Raw genomic sequence first — 24,963 nt, 5'->3', positions numbered from 1 at the left:
CGCGGTATCTGTCCAAGAACTCGATTAGGGTGCAGCTATGGGGAACGGTAACGGAGCGGGTTTGTCCGAGATCAGGACCACCGGGGTGGTGCTTGCGGCCGGCGCCGGGACCAGGCTCGGCCGGGGGCCCAAGGCCCTGCTGCCGTACCGCGGCCGCCCGCTGGTGGAGTCTGTCGCGGCGGCGCTGTTCGACGGCGGCTGCCGCGAGGTGGTGGTGGTGCTCGGCGCCGGCGCCGCGGCCGTGGCGTCCATCGCCGAGCTGGATCGCTACAGGATGGTGGTGAACCGCGAATGGCAGTCGGGCATGGGCAGTTCCCTGCTGCTGGGCAACGCCACTGCAGACCCCGGCGACCATCTCATGGTCGCGCTCGTGGACCAGCCCGGACTGACACCGCGCACTGTGGGGCGGCTGCTGGCAGCCCACCGCCCGGGCCGGGTCACCGCGGCTGCTTACGACGGCGGCGCTGCCGCAACGGGCCCTGCCTCAACCAACCGTGCAGGCGGCAGGCTCCGTCGCGGGCATCCCCTGGTCATCGACGTCAGTCTCCGGCAGGCTGTGGCCGCAACCGTGGCGGGCGACGCCGGGGCACGCGGCTTCCTGCGGGTCCATCCGGAGCTGGTGGACGAGGTGGACTGCAGCGACCTGTCCACCGGGGAAGATATAGACACCCCTGAGCAGCTGTACCTTCTGGGCTAGCTGCGAATTGCCCCGGCCGCGAGCAACTCCTCCAGCCCCTGCTTGAAGCCGGCCCTCCCGCCGTGGGAGGGGTGGCGGACTTTCGGCAGGTCCAGGCCGCTGGACAGCAGGCTCCGGTGTGCCACGTTGCCTGCAGCCACCACGGTTTTGATGCGGAACAGTTCAGCCAGCGACTGCCAGAAGGGAGTTCCGAGCCGGGCTTCGGTGATCCGGGGCGTGCGGTTGGACTGCGGCTTTCCGGGCACGTGGGTATGCCAGGGGCAGGCGCTCCACAGCAGCGGCAGGAACTCCAGTTCGGCCAGCACTTCCCACATCACCGTTGCCGTTGGCTCCGCCGCGACCCCCACTGCTTCCGCCGGCAACACGTAACCCTTACCCGGGCCGAACAGGCCGAAGCTGTTGGCCGGTTCCTGGAACATGGTGCGGTTGGTGAAGGGAACCCCGGTGATCCTCATGCCCCTGAAACCCGGGGCCTCCCCGAGCAGCAGCACCTGCGGTGAGCGGTCCAGCATCTCCTCGAGGTAAAGCTCCAGGTTCTGCCGGCGCACTGAATTGTCCGGGACGCTGTGGTCAAAGAAGTTGTTGCGGCCCGGGACCGTAGGCACGGCAGCGAGTCGCTCCACAAAAGCGGTGATAGCGGCGGTCACCGGCGGGCGCAGCGAGGCATGGGGCAGGCGGCGAACGCTACCAGCGGGGGTGGATGGCGTCGCGGAAGTAGTGGTCGTAGATCCAGCGGACCCCGCCGTCGAAGTCTTCATCCACCGCGAAACCAGCGGCGGCGGCGTTCGCCGTCGCCTGTTCCACGTTGCGCGCGCCGGGGATCACGGTGGTGACGCCGTCCTGGGCTGCGATCCACGCGATGGCCGCCTGGGCCATGCTGGCTCCCGCCGGAACGATCTGTTCAAACTCGGCCACGGCCTTCAGTCCCAGCTCGTAGTCAACTCCGGAGAACGTCTCGCCGACGTCGAAGGAGTCGCCGTTGCGGTTGTAGTTCCGGTGGTCGTTTTCGGCGAAGGTGGTCTCCTTGGAGTACTTGCCGGAGAGCAGACCGGAAGCGAGCGGCACGCGGGCGATGATGCCCACGTTTGCTGCCTTCGCGGCGGGCAGGACCTCGTCGAGGGGCTTGAGGCGGAAGGCGTTCAGGATGATCTGGACGGAGGACGTCCCCTCGCGGCGGATCGCTTCCAGGGCTTCGTCGGTGCGCTCAACGCTGACGCCGTAGTTCCGTATGGAGCCTTCCGAAACCAGCGTGTCCAGGGCGTCGTAGACCTCGTTGCTGCTGAATACCGGGGTGGGCGGGCAGTGCAGTTGGACCAGGTCCAGGGTGTCCGTGCCGAGGTTCTTCCGCGAGCGGTCCACCCACTGCCGGAAGTTGGCCAGGGTGTAGTGCTCCGTCTGCTGGTCCACCCGCCGCCCCATCTTGGTGCCCACGGTGATGTCCAGACCGGGATTGTCCGCAAGGAACTTGCCGATGGCCTGTTCACTCTTGCCGTCACCGTAGACGTCCGCGGTGTCGAAGAAGTTCACTCCCGCCTCCACGGATGCCGCCAGGATGGCCTGCGCCTGCGCCGGGTCAACGTTGCCCCAGTCCGCGCCAAGCTGCCACGTGCCAAGCCCCACGATGGACACATTCCGTCCGGTTTTCCCTAAAATCCGCTGTTCCATCCCACGACTATATGCAACGCGGGGTCACATCCTGCCCAATGATGTCGTTTTAGGGGGCATTAGGTGACCCCGCGTTGGTCAGGAGAGGACGTACTCCGTTGGGCACCAGCCCCGCTTCCTTGAGTCCCAGGTAGATCCTGTCGCGGGCGATGGGCAGCGACGCGAAGCGCACACCGGTCGCGTTGCGGATGGCGTTGGCCAGGGCGGGGGCTACCGGGTTGAAGGGGCTCTCGCTCATGGATTTGGCGCCCAGGGGCCCCAGCTTGTCATTCGTGTCCGCGAAGTACACCTCGCTGCGGGGAACGTCCGCGAAGGTGGGGATATGGTACTGCCGCAGGATGTCGGTGGTGACCCGGCCGGCGTCGTCAATCACCACCTCCTCATACAGGGCGGCGCCGATGGCCTGGGCGATCCCGCCCTCGATCTGCCCCCGGCACTGGCGCGGATTCACCACCACACCCGCGTCCGCCGCCTGCACGCTCTGCAGGATCTTCAGCTCACCCGTGCCGCGGTTCACCGCCACCCGGAAGCCGTGGACGTTGAAGGCGACGGAACGTGGCGTCCCGCCCCAGCGCCCCTCGGCAGCGAGTTCGACGCCGGCATCCGCAGCCGCCTGCGCCAGTTCCGCCAGTTCCACGGGAGTGCCGTCAATGACCACGAAGTTGCCGTCGAGGACGCAGGCGGAGGCCTGCGTCTGCCTGATCCCGGCGGCGAAGGCCCGGATCCGGACGGCCAACTCTTCGGCCGCGGCCAGCGTGGCTTTGCCGGCCACCACCGTGCCGGCGGAGCCGAAGGCGCCGGTGTCGTGCTCGATCAGGTCAGTGTCGGACTGCCGGACGGCAACCCGCGCCGCTTCCGTGGCCAACGCAGTAGCAGCAAGCTGGGCGTGGACGGTGGTGGTGCCGTTGCCGAACTCGGCGGTTCCGACGTCGGCCTGGTACGTTCCGTCCGGCAGGAGCCGGAGCCTGGAATGGGCGAAGTGGCCGCGCGGGGGCACGGTGTCGATCATGGACAGGGCGGTTCCCTCCCCGGTGAGCCAGTCGGGCCCGAGCTCGTCCAGGCCGGCTGCCCGGTAGCGTTCCCGGCCGCGGGCCAGTGCATCGCGGACCAGGCTCAGGCACTGGTCCAGACCGTAGCTGCCGTAGTGGACGTCCTCTTCGGGTTCCGGCTGGGTGGACAGCATGCGGTCCCCCTCGCGCACCATGTTCCGGCGGCGGAACTCGAACGGATCCATGCCGATGCCCGCGGCGAGTTCATCCATGGCGGACTCGATCGCGAAGATCATCTGGCTTAGCCCGTAGCCACGGAACGCCCCGGCCGGGACAGTGTTGGTGTACATGGCGTGGGCGTCCACCTTCTTATTGGCGCAGTTGTAGACACTCAAGGATTCGCCGCAGCCGTGGAACATTACACCGGGACCGTGGTTGCCGTAGGCGCCGGTGTTGGTCAGGACATCCAGTTCCAGGGCGGTCAGCCTCCCGTCGTTACTGGTGCCGGCCTTGAGCTTGATGGTGAAGGGATGCCTCGTGGTGGTGGCGGTGAACTGTTCGGTCCGGGTCAGCTCGAGCTGGACGGGCCGGCCGAGTTTGAGGGCCGCGAGCGCCACGATGTCCTCGGTGAGCACCTCCTGCTTGCCCCCGAAGCCGCCGCCCACCCGGCCGGCCACCACGTGGACCTGTTCCTCCGGCAGTCCGAACAAACGGCAGAGCGTCCGCCGGACCAGGAACGGCACCTGGCTGGACGTGCGCACCTGCAGGCGGCCTTCGCCGTCAACTGAAGCGATGGCCGCATGGGTTTCCAGTGCGACGTGCTGGACGCGCTGCGTGCGGTAGGTCTTTTCGTGGATGAAGTCCGCGGCCGCGAAACCGTCGGCAACGCTCCCCAGTTCGGAGTGCAGCTCGGCCACAACGTTGCGGTCAGGCCGGGAAATGCGGGCCACCGCCCCTTCCTTGTCACCGTGCACCAGCGGCGCTCCGGGCAACAGCGCATCCTGCGGCGAGAAGACCGCGGGCAGTTGCTGATACTCCACATCCAGTGCCCGAAGCCCAGCTTCGGCGGCGGCCACGGTTTCCGCCACCACCGCGGCAACCCGCTGGCCGCGGAACCGCACCACGTCATCCAGGACGCGGGTGTCATCGGGGTCATCCGTGAAAAGCTCGTGCTGCGCCGTGGAGAACAGCTGTTCCGGAGCATCCTGGTGGGTCAACACGGCCACCACGCCGGGTACCTTCAAGGCGGCCTCGGCGTTGATCGACAGCACGCGGGCATGCGCATGCGGCGAACGCAGCAGCTTCAGGTGGAGCAGGCCCTGCAACTGCTCCGCAGGGACGTCCAGGGTGTAGCGGGCAGCGCCGGTGACCACCGCCCGGCTGGCAGGTGCCGGGACGTCGTCGCCCAGCTGCCCGGGCTCGGGATCCGGCTGCCCCTCCCCCGCGATTCCTGAGCCCTGTCCCTTGGGATCGGGGTGGCCGGCGTGTCCGCAGATGGCGTCGGAAATGGCCCGGTATCCGGTGCAGCGGCAGAGGTTTCCCTTGAGGTTCCGGGGCAGGTTCTCCATCTGCCCGGCGTCGAACGTTGCCGCCGTCATCACCATGCCCGCTGTGCAGAATCCGCACTGGAAGCCCTGCCGCTCCATGAATTGCTGCTGCACGGGGTGCAGCCCGGTGCCGCCGGAAGCGGCAGCCAGGCCCTCGATCGTGGTGACCTCATGCCCTTCCGCCCGGACCGCCGGGTAGATGCAGCTATGCACCGGGGTGCCGTCCACGTGGACGGTGCAGGCGCCGCAATCGCCGCCGTCGCAGCCCTTTTTAACGCCGAGGCTGCCCTGCTCACGCAGGAAGGTGCGCAGGCACTGCCCCGGGCGCGGCGGGGTTCCGGCCGGAACGCCGTTGATCTGGATGGCGCCGTTGTTGTCGTTGGCCATGCTCAGGCCCCTTCCTGCTGTGCGTAAGGTCCCGGTGCGTGGATACCGCGGTCCACCGGCGGCCAGAAGTCGCCGGAGACCCGGAGCCCGGGCGACCCGTCGGGAGCAGCGAGTTCGGCGCGGATCTCCTCTGCCAGGCGGTAGGTCATGTCCCGGCGCCAGGCCGGCAGCCCGTGGATGTCGTTGTGGTAAAGGTCAGCGGGGATGGCCCCGTCGATTGCAGTGGCCAGGCCGTCGGCGTCGGGCAGCCCGTCGAAGCGCAGCTGGACCGGCCGTTTGGTGGCGGCGGTGACGGTCAGGACCAGGTGGGTGCCGCCGTCGAGCCGTCCGGTCAGCAGCACCCCGGACCGGCCGAGGTTGCTCAGCGACAGGCGCCGGAACGCCACGCGGGAGGCAAGGGCCGACGCCGGGAGGTGGATACTGCGGAGCAGTTCCCCGGGTGCCAGGCAGTTTGCCGCATCGCCCGTGACAAACTCCGTCACCGGGACTATGCGGCTGGCACCGCCCGGGCTGAGGATGGTGGCGGCGCCGTCCAAACCGGCGCAGAGCGAGATGATGGGGCCGGCCGGCAGCGACGTACAGAGGTTGCCGCCCACCGTGGACATGTTCCACACCTTGAAGGAGGCAACAAAGGAGTCGCAGCAGGGCCGGACCAGGTCCAGGGCGGGCCACGCCTGAGGCTGGATTCCGGGCGCACCGGGAAGGTTGAAGAGCTCGGCAACAGTGCAGGTGGCGGCGAGCTCGATCCCATCATCGCTCACGGTCACGGGAGTCCAGCCCGCGCTGCCGAGGTCCAGGAGTCGCCTCAGCGGCCGGGGCCCAAACGCGAGGCTGCCGTAGGAGAACAGGACGGTGCCGCCGGCCAGCCAGGCATCGCCGTCGCGCCATTGTGCGGGGTCGGTGGTGGGGACCACCGCCTCGATGGTGTTCATGTCCATACGATCTCCTGCTGCATAACGTTGGTGGGTGCAGGCCTGGCGGCCCGCTGCTGGTGTATGGGCCCGGAGGTTTCCCTCAACGGCTGATGGGACGCCGCCGCATTGCGGGCGGCGATGACTTCGGCAAGGACGGACACCGCCACTTCGGCCGGGGATACTGCCCCGATGTCCAGGCCGAGCGGTGAGTGAAGCTGGGCAATCCGTTCCGGGCGCACGCCGGCGTCCAGGAGGGCGCCCACCCGTTGGGCGTGGCTGCGCCGTGATCCGAGGGCTCCGACAAAGGCGACGTCCAGGCCAAGTGCGGCCTCGAGCAAGGGGATATCGAACTTCGGATCGTGGGTGAGAATGCAGATGACTGTCCTGCTGTCCACTAGTCCCGCGGCAGCCTCTGCTGCGAGGTAGTGGTGGGGCCAGGCGGTGACCACCTCATCCGCTGCGCGAAACCGCGCCTGCGAGGCAAAAGCCGGCCGGGCGTCCACCAGTGTGACGTGATAGCCCAGCGGTTTGGCGGCCGGCAGCAGTGCCGCGCTTAAGTCGTTGGCACCAAACACGAGCAGGCGCGGCGGCGCCAGCCGGGATTCGATGAGCAGTGCGGTTTCGCCCGTGCACAGGCCGGGCCCGCCCAGGCCCAGGACGCCGGTGGCACCGCCGCGCAGGAACGAGTCCAGCTGCACAACCAGGGCCCGTCCGGCCCCCGGGTCTGCGTTCAGGTCCAGGAGGGTTGCCAGGTCCGGATTCGCGGACACGGTGGCGGTGCCCGGATCCGGAATCACGACGGCGATGCTGCCGCGGGCGTTTTCGCCCGCGTCCAGCGTCCGGACCAGCGCCACAGGCTCGTCAGTCCGGTAGGCCGCCAACTGCCGCACCGCTTCGCCGAGCGGGCACCCGCGGCCCAGGTTGGCCGGTTCGATGTGAACCTCCAGCTCCCCGCCGCAGGTCAGCCCGACGGCGAAGGCATCTTCGGCGCTGAAGCCGAACGTCTCAAGGCGGGTGGCGCCGTCGTCCATGGATTCCAAAGCCGCCGCCACGACGGCACCTTCCACGCAGCCGCCGGAGAGGCTGCCCAGGATGGCACCGCCGGCGGACACGAGCATCGAGGTGCCCACCGGCCGGGGAACCGAGCCGCCGGCACGCACGATGGTGGCCACCGCGAACCGCTCACGGGCAAGGGCCGGAGCCCAGCCACTCAGTGAAGGGATCAGGTCAAGCATGGCGGCACTCCTTCTTCCGCGCTGCGGTGGTGTCCATATTGTCGTTCCTATCGGGGGCCGGGCCAAGCTTTTGGCCCGGCCCCGTGCAGTCCGCAAACGCTGTGCGGTTCGGAGAAGCGGTCAGGCGCCGAGCAGCAGGTTGATGGGGCCGCGGGCGAAGTACACCAGGAAGCCGGCGCTGACCACCCACATCAGCGGATGGATCTTCTTGGCCTTCCCCGATGCGGCCCCAATGATGGCCCAGCTGACGAAGCCCACGCCGATGCCGTTGGCGATCGAGTAGCTCAGCGGCATGGTCACGATGGTGAGGAAGGCCGGCAGTGCCACGGAGAACTTGCTGAACTTGATCTCGCGGATCTGCGCCATCATCATCGCGCCCACCACCACGAGTGCGGCCGCGGCCACTTCGAGCGGAACCACGCTGGTGAGCGGCGTGAGGAACATCGACCCCAGGAAGAGTACGCCGGTCACCACCGATGCCAGTCCGGTCCGCGCTCCCTCGCCAATGCCCGCGGCGGAGTCGATGTACACGGTGTTCGAGGAGCCTGACGTTGCCCCGCCGGCCACGGCGCCGAAACCTTCCACGATGAAGGCGGACTTCAGCCGCGGGAACGTTCCGTCCTTGTGGGCGACGCCGGCGCTCTTGGCCAGGCCGGTCATGGTGCCCATGGCATCGAAGAAGTTGGTGAACACCAGGGTGAACACCAGCATGGTGGCGGCGAGTCCGCCGATCCTGCCGAAGGCGCCGAACAGGTCGAACTGCCCCACGAGGCCCAGGTCGGGGGCGGACACCAGCTGGCCCGAGAGCACCGGGGTGTTCAGGTGCCAGCCACCGGGGTTGGTGCTGCTGGCCGGGCCGATCTTCAGCACTGCTTCCACCACGGCGGCCAGGAAAGTGGTGGCCACAATCCCGATCAGCAGTCCGCCTTGCACCTTGCGGGCCACGAGGATGCCCATGGCCAGCAGGCCGACGACGAACACCAGCGTGGGAATGGACGTGATGGACCCGCCGTTGCCCAGCTGGACGGGCGGGCCCCCCGCCGTCGCCTTGACGAAGCCGGAGTCCACAAAGCCGATGAAGGCTATGAACAGGCCGATGCCCACCGTGATGGCCGCCTTCAGTTCCTTGGGGACCGCCCGGAAAATGGCGGTGCGGGCACCGGTGATGCCGAACAGCACGATCAGGATGCCGTTGATCACCACCAGGCCCATGGCCTCCGCCCAGGTGACTTCCTGGATCACGGACACGGCAAGGAAGGAGTTGATGCCCAGGCCTGCGGCGAGGCCGAAGGGCAGGTTGGCGATGAGGCCGAAGAGGATGGTCATCACGCCGGCGGTGAGTCCGGTGACAGCGCCCACCTGCGCGGCGGAAAGCCAGCCCCCGGCGACGTCGGTGGGGGCGTTGTCCGCGCTGAAACCGCCCAGGATGAGCGGGTTGAGGATGACGATGTACGCCATGGTGAAGAAGGTGACCAGACCGCCGCGGAACTCGCGGGCCAGGGTGGAGCCCCGCTGGGTGACCTGGAAGAACCGGTCGAGGAATGAGGCCGACGCCGGCGGCCGGGGAGTGCCCGTGGCGGTCCGTGGGGTGCGGGTGTTCGGAGCCGAATGCTCTTCGTGGGAGTTGTCCAGGATGGTCATCCCAGCCGCCTAGTAGTCGATCCTGGATTCGAGGGTGTTCCAGGTGTTGAACGGCTCCAGCGGGGCCGGGGCCTGCGGGTCGTCCAACGCCAGCTTCGAAACCGGCATCAGGGAGTTCCTGTCCTGGTTATCGAAGTATTCGTAGAAAACGGCGTCATCGAAGCCCACGGAGGCGGCGTCGTGCCGGTCTGCGGCGAAAACAACCCGTTCCACCCGGGCCCAGAGCGCGGACGCCAGGCACATGGGGCACGGCTCGCAGCTCGTGTAGAGGACGGCGCCGCTGAGGTCGAAGGTGCCCAGTTCGCGGCAGGCCGTGCGGATGGCAGTGACCTCGGCGTGGGCGGTGGGATCGTTGTCGGCGGTGACCCGGTTAACGCCGTCGAACGTCCGGCCGTCGGCCGTGACGATCATGGCTCCGAAGGGTCCCCCGCTGTTCAGGACATTGGCCGTGGCCAACCTGATGGATCTGGCCAGGAATTGTTCGGCCGTGACGGTGGTACTCATGATGCGACTTCCTTTGTGCCGGGAAGCCGGTAGCCGGTGGCAGGACCAGTAGAACCAGGTGCGACGGTTACCAGGCTTCAGCATGTGCTGTGAAGGTTAAGTTGCGCCTGGTAGATAGCTTCCCGGAGTCCGGGCGCCCGCCTTTGGCAAGATCGAGATTAGCACTCGGATGTGGTCCGCGCCATAGTTTTCTGGAAACTTGATTTCGCAATGTGAAATCGAGGTTACGCACCCCTCACGCCCGCGGTCACAGTTCCGGGCCGTTGACGCTGCGCGGGGCCGCGTCCTAACCTAGGTCCCAGCCGCACCACTTCCACACCCGCGGGCGCGGCCACCTGGATCAGCAGACAGGGCCTCACTGAGCTGGAACGAAACCCCTACGCTCAGAGAAGGACCGTTATGACGCACCCCAACGAATCTGCTTCCCGCCTGTGGATCAAGAATCCCCAAGCCGCCTTCACCGCCAACAACCTCGACGCCTCAGGCGGGCTGGTGGTCAGCGGCGGTGTTATCACGGAGGTCCTCGCCGCCGGGCAGCAGCCCACCGATTCCTGCGACGAGACCTTCGACGCCGGAAATCATGTACTTCTTCCAGGCCTGATCAACACGCACCACCACTTCTACCAGACCCTCACCCGCGCCTGGGGTCCGGTGGCGAACGCCCCATTGTTCCCCTGGCTGCAGAACCTCTATCCCGTCTGGGCCCGGCTCACGCCCCGGGACCTCGAACTCGCCACCACCGTGGCACTGGCGGAACTCCTGCTGTCCGGCTGTACCACGGCAGCGGACCACCACTACCTCTTCCCCGGCGGCCTTGAGGACGCGATCGACATCCAGGTGGAGGCAGTCCGCCGGCTGGGGATGCGCGCCACCCTGACGCGCGGGTCCATGACGTTGGGAACGGACGACGGCGGCCTGCCGCCACAGTCAACAGTGCAGGCGCCGGAGGTGGTACTGGCCGACAGTGAACGACTGATTGGCCGGTACCACGAACGCGGGGAGGACGCTGCAATCCAGATTGCCCTGGCTCCGTGCTCGCCGTTCTCGGTCACCAAGGAGATCATGGCCGAAAGCGCCGCGCTCGCCGAGGGCCTGGACGTCCGGCTGCACACTCATCTCGCTGAAACCCTTGACGAGGAGGACTTCTGCCGGCAGATGTTCGGTCTGCGGACCGTCGATTACCTGGAGAGTGTGGGCTGGCTGACGGACCGCACCTGGCTGGGCCACGGCATCCATTTCAGCGACGCCGAGATTGCCAGGCTGGGAGCCGCGGGCACCGCCGTCGCACATTGCCCCACCTCCAACATGCGGCTGGCGTCCGGCACCGCGCGCGTCCTGGAGCTGGAGGACGCGGGAGTTCCCGTGGGGCTGGGGGTGGACGGCTCGGCGTCGAACGATGCCTCGAACATGATCCTGGAAGCCCGGCAGGCTCTGTATCTGCAGCGGCTGCGCTACGGGGCAGACGTTCCGGTGGAGCGGGCGCTGGGCTGGGCGACGCGCGGTTCGGCCGCCGTCCTCGGCCGCCCTGGACTGGGCCAGCTCGCGCCAGGAATGCAGGCGGACCTGGCACTTTTCCGGCTGGACGACCTGCGCTTCTCCGGCAGCCATGACCCCATTGCTGCGCTCCTGCTGTGCGCAGCGGACCGCGCCGACCGGGTGATGGTGGGCGGGCAGTGGCGCGTGGTGGATGGGCAGATACCCGGGCTGGACGTCGCCGGGCTTATTGCCGAGCACTCGGCGGCAGCGCGCCGGCTGGTCAACGGGTAGCCGGACTTCCTGGCGTCCGTCGACGCGCCCATTTACGTGTGACGCGGAAAAGGGCTGGCGACACCCGGATCAGGGCGTCGCCAGCCCTTTGGCGCATCGGCAACGAGTTTGCGCGTCGCCGGCCTGGTCGCTGGCGTTGTCGCTGGCCTTATCTAAGAGCGCTGGCCGAATCCCGGGAGCGCGTGGACCCAGCGCGAGAAGCGGCCGGGCACGTGCTCCCGATCCGCCGGCAGGTAAAAGTCAGGATCGGTTCCGCCTCCAAGGGGGAGGTAGAACTCCTGGACCGAAGGTGCCGCCGTCTGCGCCGGTGCAACCGGCGTGCTGTCCTGCTGGTACATCTGATCCTCCTTCAAGGCGTGAACTGATTCCGTAAGACGGAAAATAACTTTTGTTATGTGGAAGAGCTTAGATTGCCGCTGTTCGTCCGTCAATGGCTCCGGAGCCCTTCGGTCACAAACAGAATTTTCAACTTGTGATGTACACCACCGAATTCCGGGGGTACGCTGGATATCAATTCGTGGTGTAAATCACGTAACCTGGGAGCAGCAGGCAGGGTCGTAATGAGCTGGCATCAATGGATGCCGGCTCTTTTTTGTTGGGTCGGCTCCACCGGAAACGCGCTTGAAATGCGCGCTTAATTTCAGTGATGGAACCTAGGTTCCACTTACCGGAGATTGGGAACAGACCATGAGCAGCAAGATCATCCTCGGCGAAAACCAGTACGGAAAGGCCGAAGTGCGGGTCGTCAAGATCACCCGCGACAGCGACCGCCACGAAATCGAAGACCTCAATGTCACCTCGCAGCTGCGGGGGGACTTCCTGGCCGCCCACCTGGAGGGCGACAACGCCCACGTGGTGGCCACAGACACCCAGAAGAACACCATCTACGCCTTCGCCCGCGACGGCGTCGGCTCCCCCGAGGCGTTCCTGCTTCGGCTCGGGGAGCACTTCACGTCCAGCTTCGACTGGGTTACCGGCGGCCGCTGGGAAGCCGAGTCCTACAGCTGGGACCGGATCCAGGCCCACGGCAGCGAACACGACCACTCCTTCGTGCGCAATGGCCAGGAAGTGCGCACCGCCGTGTTGGTCCGCGACGGCGCCACCACGCACCTCATCTCGGGGCTCAAGGACCTGACTGTCCTCAAGTCCACCCAGTCAGGCTTTGTGGGCTACCCGAAGGACAGGTACACCACCCTGCAGGAGACCACGGACCGCATCCTGGCCACCGATGTCTCGGCCCGCTGGCGCTTCAAGACCGGCACCGATTTCAGCACGCTGGACTTCAACAAGAACTACGACGACGTCAAGGGACTCCTGCTCGAAGGCTTCACCGAGAAGTACTCCCACGCCCTCCAGCAGACCTTGTTCGACATGGGCACCAAGGTTCTCGAAGCCCACAGCGAAATCGACGAGATCAAGTTCTCGATGCCCAACAAGCACCACTTCCTCGTCGACCTCACACCGTTCGGCCTCGACAACCCCAACGAGGTCTTCTACGCCGCCGACCGCCCCTACGGCCTGATCGAGGCCACCGTCCAGCGCGACGACGCCACCCCGGCGGACATCGCCTGGTCAGGCATCGCCGGCTTCTGCTAAAACCCGCACCAGCACAGGCCCGGAGTTTTCGGACAGATGCAAGGACCTCAGCTCCTTCGAGGTCACGTTACGTGTCCAAAAACTCCGGGCACCCACCCTCCGTCTTTCAACCCACAGTTAGCCAGACCCCGTTAGCCAGACAATGTCGTCTGCCATGAACCAAGAAAGTCTGCCATGAACATCAGAAGGAAACCGGCTGCTGCCATCGCCGGAAAAGGCCAGCATCCAACCCGGCCGGAGGACGAACGGCTGTCCATCGGGAGCAGCTTTGCTTACGGCTTCCAACACGTCCTGACCATGTACGGCGGCATCATCGCCGTTCCGCTCATCGTGGGCCAGGCAGCCGGACTGTCACCCGCCGACATCGGCGTCCTGATCGCCGCTGCCCTCTTTATGGGGGGCCTGGCCACGTTGCTGCAAACCATCGGCATCCCGTTCTTCGGCTCGCAACTGCCCCTGGTACAGGGTGTCTCGTTTGCCAGCGTGGCCACCATGGTCGCCATTGTCAGCGGTGGCGGCGGATTGCCCTCCGTCTTCGGCGCTGTTATGGTCTCCGCGGCGATCGGCCTGCTGATTGCTCCAGTCTTCTCAAAGATCGTCAGGTTCTTCCCGCCGGTGGTAACTGGCACGGTCATCACCACTATTGGCCTGACCCTGATGCCTGTCGCCGCCAACTGGGCCATGGGCGGCAACCGAACAGCCGGGAACTACGGCAGCATGGCGAACATCGGGCTCGCCGCCGTTACCCTGGCACTGGTGCTGCTCCTGAGCAAGGTGGGCAGCGCAACTCTCTCCCGCCTGTCCATTCTCCTGGCCATGGTGGGCGGCACGCTCGTTGCCGTCATCGCCGGAATGGCCGACTTCTCCAAGGTGGGCAACGGCCCCATCGTTGCCTTCCCCACGCCGTTCCACCTCGGCGCCCCCACCTTCGAAATCGCCGCCATCATCTCCATGGTGATTGTGGTGCTGGTGATCCTGACGGAAACCATGGCGGACATCCTTGCCGTCGGTGAGATCGTCGGCACGCGGACGGACTCAAAGCGGATCGCAGCTGGTTTGCGCGCAGATATGGGTTCCAGCCTGATTGCGCCAATTTTCGGCTCATTCACGCAAAGCGCATTCGCCCAGAACGTTGGCCTGGTGGCTGTCACCAAGATCAAGAGCCGTTATGTGGTGGCTGCCGGCGGCGTAATCCTCGTGCTGTTGGGGCTGCTGCCGGTCCTCGGACGCGTCGTCGCCGCCGTACCCACCGCCGTCCTGGGCGGCGCAGGCATTGTCCTGTTCGGCACGGTGGCCGCCAGTGGCATCAGGACACTGGCAAAGGTGGAATACCGGAACAATATGAACCTGATCATCGTGGCCGCATCCATCGGCTTCGGCATGATTCCGATCGCCGCTCCCACCTTCTACGACCAGTTCCCGTCCTGGTTCAGCACGATCTTCCATTCCGGCATCAGCTCCGCCGCTGTGATGGCCATCCTGCTGAACCTGCTGTTCAACCACCTCAAGGCCGGCAACTCGGAGAACCAGTCGGTGTTTGTGGCCGGCACCGGCCGGGTGGTCCGGGAAGAGGACCTGAAGTGCCTGGCCGACGGCGACCGCTTCGAAGGCGGCAAGCTCATCGACTGCGATGGCAAGGAAGTCCGGGTCGAGTCGTCCGAGAAGGCGTCAGACCACTAAGAGGGACACCAACGGCGACGGCGGCCCGCTTCCGGAAGGAGCGGGCCGCCGTCGAACGTGCTCCCTGAGTTTTCGGACAGATGCCGGGACGTGGCAGCCGCTGAAGTTCCCGGTATCTGCGCAAAACTCCAAGGGGTGCGTCAGATCCGGTTGAGCTCCAGGGAGATGGCCTCGGCGGCTTTGCGGAGGACCGGCACTGCCTTATCGGCGAAGTTCCCGTCTACCCGGGACACCGGGCCGGAAACAGAAATCGCGGCGGGCGTGGGAGCGTTGGGCACGGCCATGGCGAAGCACCGGACACCGAGCTCCTGTTCCTCCTCGTCAATGGAGTAGCCGCGTTCCCGGATGAGCTTCAGGTCTGCCAAGAGGTCCTCGACGTCACCGATGCTCTTGGCCGTAGGCGTCGGCATCCCGGCGCGGGCAACAATGCCGCGCACCGTGTCATCGTCGAGCTGGGCCAGGATGGCTTTGCCGACGCCGGTGGCATGGGTATGGGCGCGCCGGCCCACCTCGGTGAACATACGCATGGAGTGAAGGGACGGCACCTGCGCCACGTAAATGACCATGTCAGAGTCGAGTACGGCCATGTTCGAGGTCTCCCCCAGCCGGTCAACCAGCGTCTTCAGCTGCGGACGGGCTACTGCGCCGAGCTGCTTGTTCGCGCCCTCGCCCAGCCGGATGAGCCGGGGGCCCAGGGCATAGCGGCGGTTTGGCAGCTGCCGGATATAACCCAGCGACACCAGGGTGCGGAGCAGCCGGTGAATCGTGGGCAGGGGCAGGTCCGTGGAGGAGGACAGTTCGCTGAGGGTGACGTCCCCGCCGGCATCTGTGATCAGTTCCAGCAATTCGAAGACGCGCTCAACGGATTGGACGCCACCTGCGGCTTTCTCAGCCATGTAACAGTCTCCTGTGGACTCGGATTCCGACAAGTCTTATCCGCATCGTGAAAAGAATTGCCCTAATCCCTTCAAGATACAGCACCGGTGCGCGAGGAAGCGATAACCTCTGCATGGGGTTGTATTTCCACAAAGTAGATAATAATATCCATAATACGAAAACATTCGGATAGAGCAGCTGCCCAGCCCGGGCCCAACAGGAGGACATTCAATGGCGAACCCCAGCCCCGGAAATTCGATTACCCTGCGCGTGGAAGCACCGTCGAGCTTTAGCGCCACCAGCGAACTCGCCGCTGCCGTGGGTGCGGCCGGCGCGGCCATCACTGCACTGGACGTCAGCGAGTCCCACCACGAGACTTTGGTTGTGGACGTCACCTGCAACACCACCGATGACGAGCACGCCGGCAGGGTCAAGGATGCCCTGAACGCGCTCGACGGCGTCACGGTCCAGCACGTCTCGGACCGCACCTTCCTGATGCACCTCGGCGGCAAGCTCGAGGTGGTTCCCAAAGTAGCCCTGCGCAACCGCGACGATCTCTCCCGTGCCTACACTCCCGGCGTCGCCCGCGTCTGCCTCGCCATAGCCGAGGACCCCGCAGCAGCCCGGAACCTGACCGTCAAACGCAACACCATCGCCGTCGTCACCGATGGTTCCGCCGTCCTGGGCCTGGGCAACATCGGCCCCGCCGCAGCACTGCCCGTGATGGAGGGCAAGGCCGCACTCTTCAAGCAGTTCGCCAACGTTGACGCCTGGCCCGTCTGCCTGGATACCCAGGACACCGAAGAGATTATCCGGATCGTCAAGGCCCTGGCCCCCGTCTACGGCGGCGTGAACCTCGAGGACATCGCCGCTCCCCGCTGCTTCGAGATCGAGAACCGGCTCCGCGAGGAACTGGACATCCCGGTGTTCCACGACGACCAGCACGGCACCGCCATCGTCACGCTCGCAGCGCTGGTCAACGCACTGCGCGTGGTTGGCAAAAAGCTGGATGAGGTACGGATTGTGGTTTCGGGCGTCGGCGCCGCCGGTTCCGCCATCATTCAGCTCCTCAAGGCCCAGGGCGCCCGGCACATCATTGCCGCCGGCCGGTCCGGCGCCATCCACGCGGGTGAAACCTACGGGGACGAGCACCGCAGCTGGATCGCAGCCAATACCAACGAGGGCGGCTTTGCCGGCACACTGCACGAGGCGCTTGTGGGCGCTGACGTGTTCATCGGCGTCAGCGCGCCGCACGTGATCGGCGAGGAGCAGGTCGCCGCTATGGCGAAGGATGCCATTGTGTTCGCCATGGCCAACCCCACGCCGGAGATCGATCCGGTGGTCGCGTCCCGCCATGCCGCCGTCGTGGCGACCGGCCGGAGCGACTTTCCCAACCAGATCAACAACGTGCTGGCGTTCCCGGGCTTCTTCCGCGGCCTGCTCGACGCCGGAGCCTCGGACATTACCCCGGAGATGCTGGTGGCCGCCGCGGAGGCGATCGCGAACCGGGTAGCTGACGACGAGCTCAATGCCAGCTACATTATCCCCAGCGTCTTCGATCCCCATGTTGCCGCCGATGTTGCCTCAGCGGTGGCCGCCGCAGCCCATGCCGCCAACGTGGCTGCTGCAGCACCAGCCCCCGAAGCCGCCCTGGCCAGCGCCTGATTCACCGCCTGACTTCAGCACAAGGAAAGGACCAGAAATGGCCATCACTGTCACAGATCCCCGGCCCATCAACCGCGCGGAGGAGATCCTGACCCCCAAGGCGCTGGCCTTCGTGGAGGAGCTGCACACCCGCTTCGCGGGGACCCGCAACGAGCTGCTGGCGGCACGCGCCGTCAAGCGGCAGCGCGTCGCCGAGACCGGCAAGCTGGACTTCCTGCCGGAGACGCAGGACGTGCGCGACGGCGACTGGAAAGTTGCGCCCGCACCCGCGGCTTTGCAGGACCGAAGGGTTGAGATGACCGGGCCTGCCTCACCGGCAAAGATGGCCATCAATGCATTGAACTCCGGCGCCAAGGTCTGGCTCGCGGACCTCGAGGATGCCAGCACCCCCACCTGGGGCAACGTCATCGACGCCATCCTGAACCTCCGCGACGCCGCCCAGGGCACCCTCAGCTACACCTCGGACGAAGGCAAGGAGTACAGGCTCCGCACGGACGCGCCCCTCGCCGTCGTGGTGGCCCGCCCCCGCGGCTGGCACATGCCGGAGAAGCACCTGCTCATCAACGGCGAACCCGCCGTGGGTGCGCTGGTGGACTTCGGGCTTCACTTCTTCCATGTGGCCAAGCAACTGGTCCTCAACGGACAGGGTCCGTACTACTACCTGCCCAAGATGGAGAGCCACCTTGAGGCCCGGCTGTGGAATGATGTCTTCGTTTTCGCCCAGGATTACCTGGGACTGAACCAGGGCACCATCCGCGCCACCGTGCTGATCGAGACCATCCCCGCCGCATTCGAGATGGATGAGATCCTGTACGAACTGCGTCACCACGCCTCCGGCCTGAACGCGGGCCGCTGGGACTACCTGTTCAGCATCATCAAGTACTTCCGGGACGCCGGCGAGGAGTTTGTGCTGCCGGACCGGGCCTCCGTGGTGATGACCGCACCGTTTATGCGGGCCTACACCGAGCTGCTGGTCAAGACCTGCCACAAGCGCGGGGCGTTCGCCATGGGCGGCATGGCGGCCGTCATCCCCAACCGTCGCCACCCCGAGGTCACCGAAGCCGCCTTTGCCAAGGTCCGCGCAGACAAGACGCGCGAGGCGAACGACGGCTTTGACGGCTCGTGGGTTGCGCACCCGGATCTCGTCCCAACGTGCCGCGAGGTTTTTGATGCGGTGCTCGGAGACAAGCCGAACCAGCTGGACAAGCAGCGCCCTGAGGTATCCGTGACGGCCGGGCAGCTGCTGGACGTCTCCTCCGCCGACGGCCAGGTCACCGAATCGGGCCTGCGGCTGAACCTGTACGTGGCCGTTGCATACACCGCCGTGTGGCTGTCCGGGAACGGCGCCGTGGCCATTCACAACCTGATGGAGGATGCCGCCACCGCGGAGATCTCCCGCTCGCAGGTGTGGCAGCAGATCCGCAACAAGTCCGTCCTCGCGGACACCGGCAACACCGTGACCCGCGAGCTTGTGGAGCGCATCCTGGGCGAAGAAACCGAGCGGCTCCGCACCGAGTTCGGCGACGAAGCGTTCCGCCGGTACTACCAGCCCGCCAGCGAACTGATCGCTGACATCTGCCTGTCCGAGGACTACACCGACTTCCTCACCACCCCGGCCTACGAACTGGTGGGCTGAGGAATGGCAGGACCCAAACCGTCGCTGTCCTCCGTGGACCTGGCGAACATCGACCGGCAGCTGGCCGCGACGGACCGCCTGCTGGAGCAGAACTACCCGGGCGACGACGGCTCACGCCAGCCCGTGCACACGGTGTACGTCCCCGCTGACCGGTTTACGCCGTCGTTCGCCGCCGACTGGGGCGCCGAGGCGTTCGCTACGGCCAACGCCCATGGCGGGCTGGAGAAGCTCGGCGCCCTGCTGGGCCAGGACTCCAGCCTCGCGGAGGCCGTTGCCCCGCGCGTGGAGGCGAAGCTGGGCAGTGAACCCATTGAGGACCTGCGCCTCGACTTTGAGGATGGCTTCGGGGACAGGGGCGACGACGCCGAGGACGCCGCCGCGGTTGCCGCGGCTTCCGCGGTGGCCGCCGCAGTCGCTGCCGGCTCCGCTCCCCCGTTCATCGGCATCCGCTTCAAGTGCTTCGAGGCACCCACCCGGACCCGCGGACTGCGCACCCTGGACCTGTTCGTCTCGGGCCTTGCTGCCGCCGGCGAACTCCCCGACGGGCTGGTCCTGACCCTGCCCAAGGTCACCACGGTGGCCCAGGTCCAGGCCATGGATTACGCCGTCTCCCGGCTCGAGGAAGTGCACTCGCTTCCTGCCGGCCGGCTCCGCTTCGAGGTCCAGGTGGAAACGCCGCAGCTGATCCTCGGGCCGGAGGGAACGTCCCCGGTAGCGCAACTGCCGCACGCGGTTCCCGGCCGGATCAGCGGCCTGCACTACGGCACGTACGACTACTCGGCGTCCCTGCAGATCTCCGCCGAGTACCAGTCCATGGAGCATCCGGTGGCGGATTTCGCCAAGGAAGTGATGCAGCTGGCCGTGGCGGGCACCGGCATCCGGCTCTCCGACGGGTCCACCAACATCATTCCGGTGGGCGACAACGTGGAGAACGCCTGGCAGCTGCACGGCCGGCTGGTCCGGCGGTCACTGGAGCGCGGCTTCTACCAGGGCTGGGACCTGCACCCGGCCCAGCTGCCCAGCCGCTTCGCCGCCACCTACGCCTTCTACCGCCAGGGCCTTCCGGCCGCCGCGGTCCGGCTGCGGAACTACGTGGAACAGACCGAGGGCGGCGTTATGGACGAACCCGCCACGGCCCGTGCCCTGGCCGCGTTCGTCCTGCGCGGCGTCCAGTGCGGCGCAGCAGGTGCCGAGGAAGTCCAGGCACTGGCCGGCGCCGGAATCCCCCAACTCACTGCACTGGCCCACCCGCGGCTGTCGCAGGCAACATCACAGTAAGGATCCAACCATGGGAAAGTACTACTCGCCCACCGGCGGACTGCCGCCGCAGACCCACCTGACCACCGAGCGGGCCATCGTCACCGAGGCGTACACGGTGATCCCGAAGGGCGTTATGACGGACATCGTCACGTCCAACCTGCCGGGCTTTTCGAACACCCGCTCCTGGATCATCGCCCGGCCGATCTCCGGCTTCGCCACCACGTTCTCCCAGCTGATCGTGGAGATCGGCCCGGGCGGCGGGGCTCCCAAGGCCGAGTTCGAAGCCGGTGTTGAAGGCGTCATATTTGTCACCCGCGGTAAGGTCACCCTCACCCTCGACGGCGAATTGCACCAGCTGGAGGAAGGCGGCTACGCCTACCTGGCAGCCGGTTCGGAGTGGGGCCTGGAGAACGTTTCCGACGACGTCGTGTCCTTCCACTGGATCCGCAAGGCCTACGAACGCCTTGAGGGCTACGAAGCCAAGTCCTTCGTCACCAACGAAAAGGACGTGGCGCCCACGTCCATGCCTGACACCAACGACGCCTGGAAGACCACCCGCTTCACGGACTCCAACGATCTGGCGCACGACATGCAGGTGAACATCGTGACGTTCCAGCCCGGCGGCGTCATCCCGTTCCCCGAAACCCACGTGATGGAGCACGGCCTGTACGTCCTGGAGGGCAAGGCCATGTACCTGCTGAACAACGACTGGGTGGAGGTGGAAGCCGGCGACTTCATGTGGCTGAGGGCCTTCTGCCCGCAGGCCTGCTACGCCGGTGGCCCGGGCGAGTTCCGCTACCTGCTGTACAAGGACATGAACCGCCAGGTCCGCCTCACCTGACCCCCCTCCCAACTGACTGGCAGCTAACGTTGTCAAAACCCCTTTTCGGGACGTTTGCTGCCAGTCAGTTGGGGGAAAATTAGTGACATGGGCAAAGGCCGGGGCTGCGTGTGGAAGCGCATCGCAGCCTTCCTGTTCGCAGTCCTGCTCGTGGCCTCCTCGGCAAGCTGCATCGATGCTCCACGGCCACCGGACCAGGAGAAGCCCCCAGCCTTCGCCCTTTTGGAGGACTTCAGCGCCCGGATGCTGGAGGAGGGCGCACCCGCAGTGCTTATAGCCGTCACGGACGGCGACAACACCTGGACCCACGCGGCCGGTGTCCGCAGCCTCGAGTCGGGTGAGCCGGTCACAGCGGCCGACCCGGTGCATGTGGGCACCATTACCGAATCCTTCGTTGCAGTCTCGGTGATGAAGCTGGTGGCGGAGGGAAAACTCGACCTGGACACCCAGGTCAGCAAATACCTGCCCGAGTTCGGCAATGTCCTCCGCCCACCCGGGCCGGTCAGTGTGCGCCAGCTCTTGACGCACGAGTCAGGACTTCCCGATTTCTCCGTCCCCCTGCTGACGGCGGGAAGCTGGGAGGAGACGATGAACCGGCCGCTCAGCCTCGAACAGCAGCTGGCCCTGGCGGCCACCGAGCCGTGGGACGGCCGGCTGGCGCGGATCTTCGACTACTCCCGCTCCAACTACGCAGCCCTTGCCCTGATTGTCGAGCGGCTCCGAGGCCAGGAGATCGGGCGGGTACTGTCCGAAGACATCGCCGGGACACTGGACCTGAAGGCAACCCGGCTGGGCGGCTCCCCGCCCGCGGCCCTGGTTCACGGTTACGTCACCATCGAGGGTACGCGCAGGGACGTCAGCATGCCGGCGTGGCAGGCGGAGTCGCCGGCCACCGGAGCCGTATCCACAGTGCAGGAAGTGAACAGGTTCTACGCCGCACTCTTGCAGGGCAGGCTGCTTCCACCGGACAGCGTGACAGCCATGAAGGGCGGCTACTCGCAGTATTACGGTTTCGCCCTGCGGCGATGGAACAACACCTGCAACAACCGGTTCTACTACGGCCTGCCCGGAGACGTGGACGGCTACGGCATGATCGCCGTGGCCAGCGAGGACGGCAGCAAACAACTTGCGCTCGCTGTCGCCTACCCGCCGGCGCCGCCAACCCTGGACCTGAATCCATTGATCCTCGAGATGCAGGACGTGGCGCAGGAGGCGCTGAACAGCCTCTGCCTGGAAAACTGACCCGCAACCGGCACCGCCACAACGCAGTCTCTGATGCCAGCTGCCGGTCAGGGGGCCGCGCCGGCCGTCAGGGGTTGAGGACCACCTTGATGCAGCCGTCCTCCTTCTTCTGGAACTTTTCGTACAGGGCGGGCGCGCCTTCCAATCCCGAGCGGTGGGTGACCAGATCCATCACGCCCAGCGGATCGGCGTCGTCCTCCACCAGGGGAAGGAGGTCATCAATCCAGCGCTTAACGTTGCACTGCCCCATGCGGAGCTGGATCTGCTTGTCGAACATGGTCAGCAGCGGCATGGGACTGGCCTGGCCGCCGTAGACACCGCTCAGGGAGACGGTTCCGCCCCGCCGCACGGCGTCGATGGACGTGTGCAGGGCTGCCAACCGGTCCACACCGGCTGTCTCCATGGCCTTTTGGGCCAGCTTGTCCGGCAGGAGGCCCAGCGCCTGGTGCGCGAATCCGGCAACCGGGGAGCCATGCGCTTCCATGCCGACGGCGTCCACCACCGCGTCCGGTCCGCGCCCCGCTGTCAGCTCCCGCAACTGGTCAGCGACGTCCTTGGTGTAATCGAGCGTTTCGATCCCGTGCCGCTCCGCCATCGCGCGGCGTTCGGGAACGGGATCGATGCCGATGACGCGCAGCCCGCGTTGGACCCCGATGCGGCCCGAGAACTGCCCCACCGGCCCGAGTCCGAACACTGCCAGCGTTCCACCGGCGGGCGTGTTCGCGTACTCCACTGCCTGCCACGCCGTGGGAAGGATGTCAGAAAGGAACAGGTACCGCTCGTCCGGAAGCTCAGTTCCCACTTTGACCGGACCGTAATCCGCATGGGGTACGCGCAGGTACTCGGCCTGCCCGCCGGGGACGGAGCCGTAGAGCTCGGAGTAGCCAAAGAGCGCGGCGCCGGAACCCTTGTCCTTGACCTGAGTGGTTTCGCACTGGGACTGCAGCCCCTGCGCGCACATATAACAGCTGCCGCAGGAGATGTTGAAGGGAACCACCACCCGGTCTCCCTTGCGCAGGTTGGTAACGCCGCTTCCCACTTCCTCCACGATGCCCATCGGCTCGTGGCCGATCACGTCGCCCTTGTGCATGTAGGGACCCAGGACTTCGTACAGGTGCAGGTCTGATCCGCAGATCGCTGTGGAGGTAATCCGGACAATGGCATCCGTGGGCTCCTGGATCACCGGATCCGGTACCTCCGCCACACTCACCGAGCGCTTTCCCTGCCATGTCAGTGCTTTCACAATTTGCCTTTCGTGGAAGTTTTCGCTGCAGTCGGGGCTCGCCGCCCGTCCTTCGACGCTATCGGTTCAGGCAACAAAAAGTAAGCAGGCTGACTAAAATCCTTGTCGTCACGGGCTGCGGCTTCTAGCGTAGGAAGAGGCACATTCGAGGTCCGCATGAGTGAAAGAGGAACGTTATGTCGCTTTACCAGCCCGAACCGGTTGAAATCTCCACGCGCATGCGCCCCGGGGAGTGGACGGAGGAAAGCCTGGAACTGCTCGTGGAAAGCTACCGCGAGAGGATAGTGGAGATGGGCGCCAGGCCCACCGATGTGGTGACGGATATCGATCGGAGCGATGACGGCTCGGTACGCGTAGCAGTTTCGTGGGCTAAGCCAGCCAATGCGGGTGACGAGGACACTGTCGCCGGCGGCCAGGCTCTTTGACGCGGCATCCGGGAATTTACGACGACGGGTCGAGGACCGCGAGCGCTGCGTCATCGCGAGCGAGGCCCCGGGAAGTGGACGTCAGGAGTCGGGCCCCAGCGGGAGGAGCCTGCCGATGGCGCTTGAAGCCAGGTTTTCCAGCAGGTCGCGCGGGCCGTCGTAGACTTCCACCGCGCCCGCCTTCCGCAGTTCGCCTGCGCTGACCCCGCCGCAGGTAACGGCAATCGCCGGCATGCCCAGGGCGGCTGCCGCCTTCATGTCCCACACGGCGTCCCCTACATACACGGCGTCTGCCGCCGCCACGCCGATTGCCTCAAGGGCCGCCACGAGGATGTCCGGGGCAGGCTTGCTTTCCTTGGCATCATTGGCGCTGGTGGCAGCATCGATGAACTCGTCGGAAGCCAAAACGGCCTTCATGACCTGCAGATCCTGCTTCCGCGCCGAGGAGGCGAGCGCGACTGCCAGCCCCGCGGCGTGGCACTGAGCGAGCAGTTCCCGGGCGCCGTCGAAGGCACGCAGCGCCGGCCAATGCGAGGCGTACAGGGCACCATGGCTGGCCACAATCTCAGAATCCACGGACCGGTCCCGGTCCGCCGGCAGAAGGCTGTCCACCAGGCGGTCTCCACCCATGCCAACGTAGTAGTGGATGGATGCCATGGGGATGTCATAGCCCTGCTGGCGGAAGGCACCCCACCAGGACAGGGTGTGGATGTAGGACGAATCAATCAGGGTGCCGTCAACATCAAAGAGGATCCCCTGCCGGCGCCCGCCGCCAGGGGATCCGACACCCTGCGGCGCCATCAATTAACCGCTGCCCGCCTGGCCTCGGGAGACTTCCTGGCCCGGGCCGCGTCGTCCTTGGCCGTGCTGACGGGACGCACCCGTTCCCGGATCACGGTGCCGGCGCCGTCGTGGCTCCTGTCCCTGATCAAGCCCGTCCCGGCGATCTCCCGCGCCATTGCCACGCCGGCAACCGCCGCCCTTTTTGTGGGAAACGTGACCGAGATGGCCATCAGGTTCCCGGTTCCGTCCATCATCCGAATCCTGTACCCGCCGTCGGGTGCATCCACGAGCTCAAAATACCCGGCCATCAATAATCACTCCTCTGTCAGTCACCGCACTGTGCTTGCTGGGAGCACGCCATGAAGTGTTA

The 24,963-nt window shown here is 66.3% G+C and carries 22 protein-coding genes; 10 read left to right on the top strand and 12 right to left on the bottom strand.

Annotated elements, in window-relative coordinates; translation table 11 throughout:
• The first annotated feature begins 37 nt into the window (after window positions 1-37).
• Entirely contained in the window at window positions 38-697 is a 660-nt protein-coding gene (gene nboR / locus ACFVYC_RS12525) for a nicotine blue oxidoreductase (RefSeq protein WP_387550289.1), read from the top strand.
• Here nboR and ACFVYC_RS12520 read toward each other — a convergent pair.
• From ACFVYC_RS12520 to ACFVYC_RS12490, 7 genes are all read right to left on the bottom strand, one after another.
• On the bottom strand, window positions 694-1,344 hold the full coding sequence (locus ACFVYC_RS12520) for a uracil-DNA glycosylase (RefSeq protein WP_387550287.1): 651 nt from the start codon (window positions 1,342-1,344) through the stop codon (window positions 694-696). The two genes, nboR and ACFVYC_RS12520, sit on opposite strands and share 4 nt — an antisense overlap.
• A gap of 37 nt (window positions 1,345-1,381) precedes the next feature.
• On the bottom strand, window positions 1,382-2,362 hold the full coding sequence (locus ACFVYC_RS12515) for an aldo/keto reductase (protein WP_387550286.1): 981 nt from the start codon (window positions 2,360-2,362) through the stop codon (window positions 1,382-1,384).
• Between the two features lie 49 nt (window positions 2,363-2,411).
• Complete coding sequence (locus tag ACFVYC_RS12510; RefSeq protein ID WP_387550284.1) at window positions 2,412-5,285, bottom strand: molybdopterin-dependent oxidoreductase; 2,874 nt, start codon at window positions 5,283-5,285, stop codon at window positions 2,412-2,414.
• Window positions 5,286-5,287: 2 nt separating this feature from the next.
• Entirely contained in the window at window positions 5,288-6,223 is a 936-nt protein-coding gene (locus ACFVYC_RS12505; protein ID WP_387550282.1) for an FAD binding domain-containing protein, read from the bottom strand.
• Entirely contained in the window at window positions 6,214-7,434 is a 1,221-nt protein-coding gene (locus tag ACFVYC_RS12500; protein ID WP_387550280.1) for an XdhC family protein, read from the bottom strand. The genes ACFVYC_RS12505 and ACFVYC_RS12500 overlap by 10 nt, the downstream gene beginning before the upstream one ends.
• A 120-nt stretch (window positions 7,435-7,554) precedes the next feature.
• Entirely contained in the window at window positions 7,555-9,075 is a 1,521-nt protein-coding gene (locus ACFVYC_RS12495; RefSeq protein ID WP_387550278.1) for an NCS2 family permease, read from the bottom strand.
• Window positions 9,076-9,084: 9 nt separating this feature from the next.
• Complete coding sequence (locus ACFVYC_RS12490; protein WP_387550276.1) at window positions 9,085-9,579, bottom strand: nucleoside deaminase; 495 nt, start codon at window positions 9,577-9,579, stop codon at window positions 9,085-9,087.
• A gap of 399 nt (window positions 9,580-9,978) precedes the next feature.
• Between ACFVYC_RS12490 and ACFVYC_RS12485 the strand changes: the two genes are divergently transcribed.
• Window positions 9,979-11,346 carry an 8-oxoguanine deaminase gene (locus ACFVYC_RS12485; RefSeq protein WP_387550274.1) on the top strand — a complete coding sequence of 456 codons (1,368 nt, stop codon included), beginning with the start codon at window positions 9,979-9,981 and terminating at the stop codon, window positions 11,344-11,346.
• Window positions 11,347-11,498: 152 nt separating this feature from the next.
• Here the strand turns inward: ACFVYC_RS12485 and ACFVYC_RS12480 are convergent, their stop codons facing one another.
• Complete coding sequence (locus ACFVYC_RS12480; protein ID WP_387550272.1) at window positions 11,499-11,684, bottom strand: hypothetical protein; 186 nt, start codon at window positions 11,682-11,684, stop codon at window positions 11,499-11,501.
• A gap of 349 nt (window positions 11,685-12,033) precedes the next feature.
• Here ACFVYC_RS12480 and pucL point away from each other — a divergent pair, with 349 nt between their 5' ends.
• The gene (pucL, locus tag ACFVYC_RS12475; protein WP_387550271.1) at window positions 12,034-12,942 is read left to right on the top strand and encodes a factor-independent urate hydroxylase; all 909 of its coding nucleotides are present in this window, start codon (window positions 12,034-12,036) and stop codon (window positions 12,940-12,942) included.
• 174 nt (window positions 12,943-13,116) lie between these two features.
• The gene (locus ACFVYC_RS12470) at window positions 13,117-14,622 is read left to right on the top strand and encodes a nucleobase:cation symporter-2 family protein (protein ID WP_387550269.1); all 1,506 of its coding nucleotides are present in this window, start codon (window positions 13,117-13,119) and stop codon (window positions 14,620-14,622) included.
• 140 nt (window positions 14,623-14,762) lie between these two features.
• On the opposite strand, the gene ACFVYC_RS12465 is transcribed toward ACFVYC_RS12470, so the two are convergent.
• Window positions 14,763-15,518: an IclR family transcriptional regulator gene (locus ACFVYC_RS12465; RefSeq protein ID WP_387550267.1), complete on the bottom strand. Its 756-nt coding sequence runs from the start codon at window positions 15,516-15,518 to the stop codon at window positions 14,763-14,765.
• Window positions 15,519-15,729: 211 nt separating this feature from the next.
• Here ACFVYC_RS12465 and ACFVYC_RS12460 point away from each other — a divergent pair, with 211 nt between their 5' ends.
• The 5 genes from ACFVYC_RS12460 (at window position 15,730) to ACFVYC_RS12440 (ending at window position 22,142) form a co-directional block, all read left to right on the top strand.
• Complete coding sequence (locus ACFVYC_RS12460; RefSeq protein ID WP_387550265.1) at window positions 15,730-17,163, top strand: NAD-dependent malic enzyme; 1,434 nt, start codon at window positions 15,730-15,732, stop codon at window positions 17,161-17,163.
• Window positions 17,164-17,200: 37 nt separating this feature from the next.
• Window positions 17,201-18,799, top strand: a complete 1,599-nt coding sequence (aceB, locus tag ACFVYC_RS12455; RefSeq protein ID WP_387550263.1) for a malate synthase A — start codon at window positions 17,201-17,203, stop codon at window positions 18,797-18,799.
• Between the two features lie 3 nt (window positions 18,800-18,802).
• The gene (locus tag ACFVYC_RS12450) at window positions 18,803-20,077 is read left to right on the top strand and encodes a DUF6986 family protein (protein ID WP_387550261.1); all 1,275 of its coding nucleotides are present in this window, start codon (window positions 18,803-18,805) and stop codon (window positions 20,075-20,077) included.
• A gap of 10 nt (window positions 20,078-20,087) precedes the next feature.
• On the top strand, window positions 20,088-20,900 hold the full coding sequence (locus tag ACFVYC_RS12445; RefSeq protein ID WP_387550259.1) for a bifunctional allantoicase/(S)-ureidoglycine aminohydrolase: 813 nt from the start codon (window positions 20,088-20,090) through the stop codon (window positions 20,898-20,900).
• A gap of 87 nt (window positions 20,901-20,987) precedes the next feature.
• A complete protein-coding gene (locus tag ACFVYC_RS12440) occupies window positions 20,988-22,142 on the top strand; it encodes a serine hydrolase domain-containing protein (RefSeq protein WP_387550257.1) in 1,155 nt (384 codons plus the stop codon).
• A 67-nt stretch (window positions 22,143-22,209) separates the two neighbouring features.
• Here ACFVYC_RS12440 and ACFVYC_RS12435 read toward each other — a convergent pair whose 3' ends face one another.
• A complete protein-coding gene (locus ACFVYC_RS12435) occupies window positions 22,210-23,385 on the bottom strand; it encodes a zinc-dependent alcohol dehydrogenase (protein ID WP_387550256.1) in 1,176 nt (391 codons plus the stop codon).
• A 176-nt stretch (window positions 23,386-23,561) separates the two neighbouring features.
• Here ACFVYC_RS12435 and ACFVYC_RS12430 point away from each other — a divergent pair, with 176 nt between their 5' ends.
• The gene (locus ACFVYC_RS12430; protein WP_387550254.1) at window positions 23,562-23,810 is read left to right on the top strand and encodes a hypothetical protein; all 249 of its coding nucleotides are present in this window, start codon (window positions 23,562-23,564) and stop codon (window positions 23,808-23,810) included.
• Window positions 23,811-23,891: 81 nt separating this feature from the next.
• Here ACFVYC_RS12430 and ACFVYC_RS12425 read toward each other — a convergent pair whose 3' ends face one another.
• Window positions 23,892-24,611 (bottom strand): HAD family hydrolase, encoded by a 720-nt coding sequence (locus ACFVYC_RS12425; protein ID WP_387550252.1) that lies wholly within the window; start codon window positions 24,609-24,611, stop codon window positions 23,892-23,894.
• Entirely contained in the window at window positions 24,611-24,901 is a 291-nt protein-coding gene (locus ACFVYC_RS12420) for a hypothetical protein (RefSeq protein WP_387550250.1), read from the bottom strand. The genes ACFVYC_RS12425 and ACFVYC_RS12420 overlap by 1 nt, the downstream gene beginning before the upstream one ends.
• Window positions 24,902-24,963 lie beyond the last annotated feature (62 nt).

It is taken from the genome of Pseudarthrobacter sp. NPDC058329, from assembly GCF_042879835.1.
In the GTDB taxonomy this organism is placed as follows: Bacteria; Actinomycetota; Actinomycetes; order Actinomycetales; family Micrococcaceae; genus Arthrobacter.
This window is presented reverse-complemented; position numbering and strand designations above follow the sequence as displayed.

Coding starts and splice junctions, on each gene's coding strand:
- nboR (WP_387550289.1), top strand. CDS start 38: ATGGGGAACGGTAACGGAGCGGGTTTGTCCGAGATCAGGACCACCGGG.
- ACFVYC_RS12515 (WP_387550286.1), bottom strand. CDS start 2,362: ATGGAACAGCGGATTTTAGGGAAAACCGGACGGAATGTGTCCATCGTG.
- ACFVYC_RS12510 (WP_387550284.1), bottom strand. CDS start 5,285: ATGGCCAACGACAACAACGGCGCCATCCAGATCAACGGCGTTCCGGCC.
- ACFVYC_RS12505 (WP_387550282.1), bottom strand. CDS start 6,223: ATGGACATGAACACCATCGAGGCGGTGGTCCCCACCACCGACCCCGCA.
- ACFVYC_RS12500 (WP_387550280.1), bottom strand. CDS start 7,434: ATGCTTGACCTGATCCCTTCACTGAGTGGCTGGGCTCCGGCCCTTGCC.
- ACFVYC_RS12495 (WP_387550278.1), bottom strand. CDS start 9,075: ATGACCATCCTGGACAACTCCCACGAAGAGCATTCGGCTCCGAACACC.
- ACFVYC_RS12490 (WP_387550276.1), bottom strand. CDS start 9,579: ATGAGTACCACCGTCACGGCCGAACAATTCCTGGCCAGATCCATCAGG.
- ACFVYC_RS12485 (WP_387550274.1), top strand. CDS start 9,979: ATGACGCACCCCAACGAATCTGCTTCCCGCCTGTGGATCAAGAATCCC.
- ACFVYC_RS12480 (WP_387550272.1), bottom strand. CDS start 11,684: ATGTACCAGCAGGACAGCACGCCGGTTGCACCGGCGCAGACGGCGGCA.
- pucL (WP_387550271.1), top strand. CDS start 12,034: ATGAGCAGCAAGATCATCCTCGGCGAAAACCAGTACGGAAAGGCCGAA.
- ACFVYC_RS12470 (WP_387550269.1), top strand. CDS start 13,117: ATGAACATCAGAAGGAAACCGGCTGCTGCCATCGCCGGAAAAGGCCAG.
- ACFVYC_RS12465 (WP_387550267.1), bottom strand. CDS start 15,518: ATGGCTGAGAAAGCCGCAGGTGGCGTCCAATCCGTTGAGCGCGTCTTC.
- ACFVYC_RS12460 (WP_387550265.1), top strand. CDS start 15,730: ATGGCGAACCCCAGCCCCGGAAATTCGATTACCCTGCGCGTGGAAGCA.
- aceB (WP_387550263.1), top strand. CDS start 17,201: ATGGCCATCACTGTCACAGATCCCCGGCCCATCAACCGCGCGGAGGAG.
- ACFVYC_RS12450 (WP_387550261.1), top strand. CDS start 18,803: ATGGCAGGACCCAAACCGTCGCTGTCCTCCGTGGACCTGGCGAACATC.
- ACFVYC_RS12445 (WP_387550259.1), top strand. CDS start 20,088: ATGGGAAAGTACTACTCGCCCACCGGCGGACTGCCGCCGCAGACCCAC.
- ACFVYC_RS12440 (WP_387550257.1), top strand. CDS start 20,988: ATGGGCAAAGGCCGGGGCTGCGTGTGGAAGCGCATCGCAGCCTTCCTG.
- ACFVYC_RS12430 (WP_387550254.1), top strand. CDS start 23,562: ATGTCGCTTTACCAGCCCGAACCGGTTGAAATCTCCACGCGCATGCGC.
- ACFVYC_RS12425 (WP_387550252.1), bottom strand. CDS start 24,611: ATGGCGCCGCAGGGTGTCGGATCCCCTGGCGGCGGGCGCCGGCAGGGG.
- ACFVYC_RS12420 (WP_387550250.1), bottom strand. CDS start 24,901: ATGGCCGGGTATTTTGAGCTCGTGGATGCACCCGACGGCGGGTACAGG.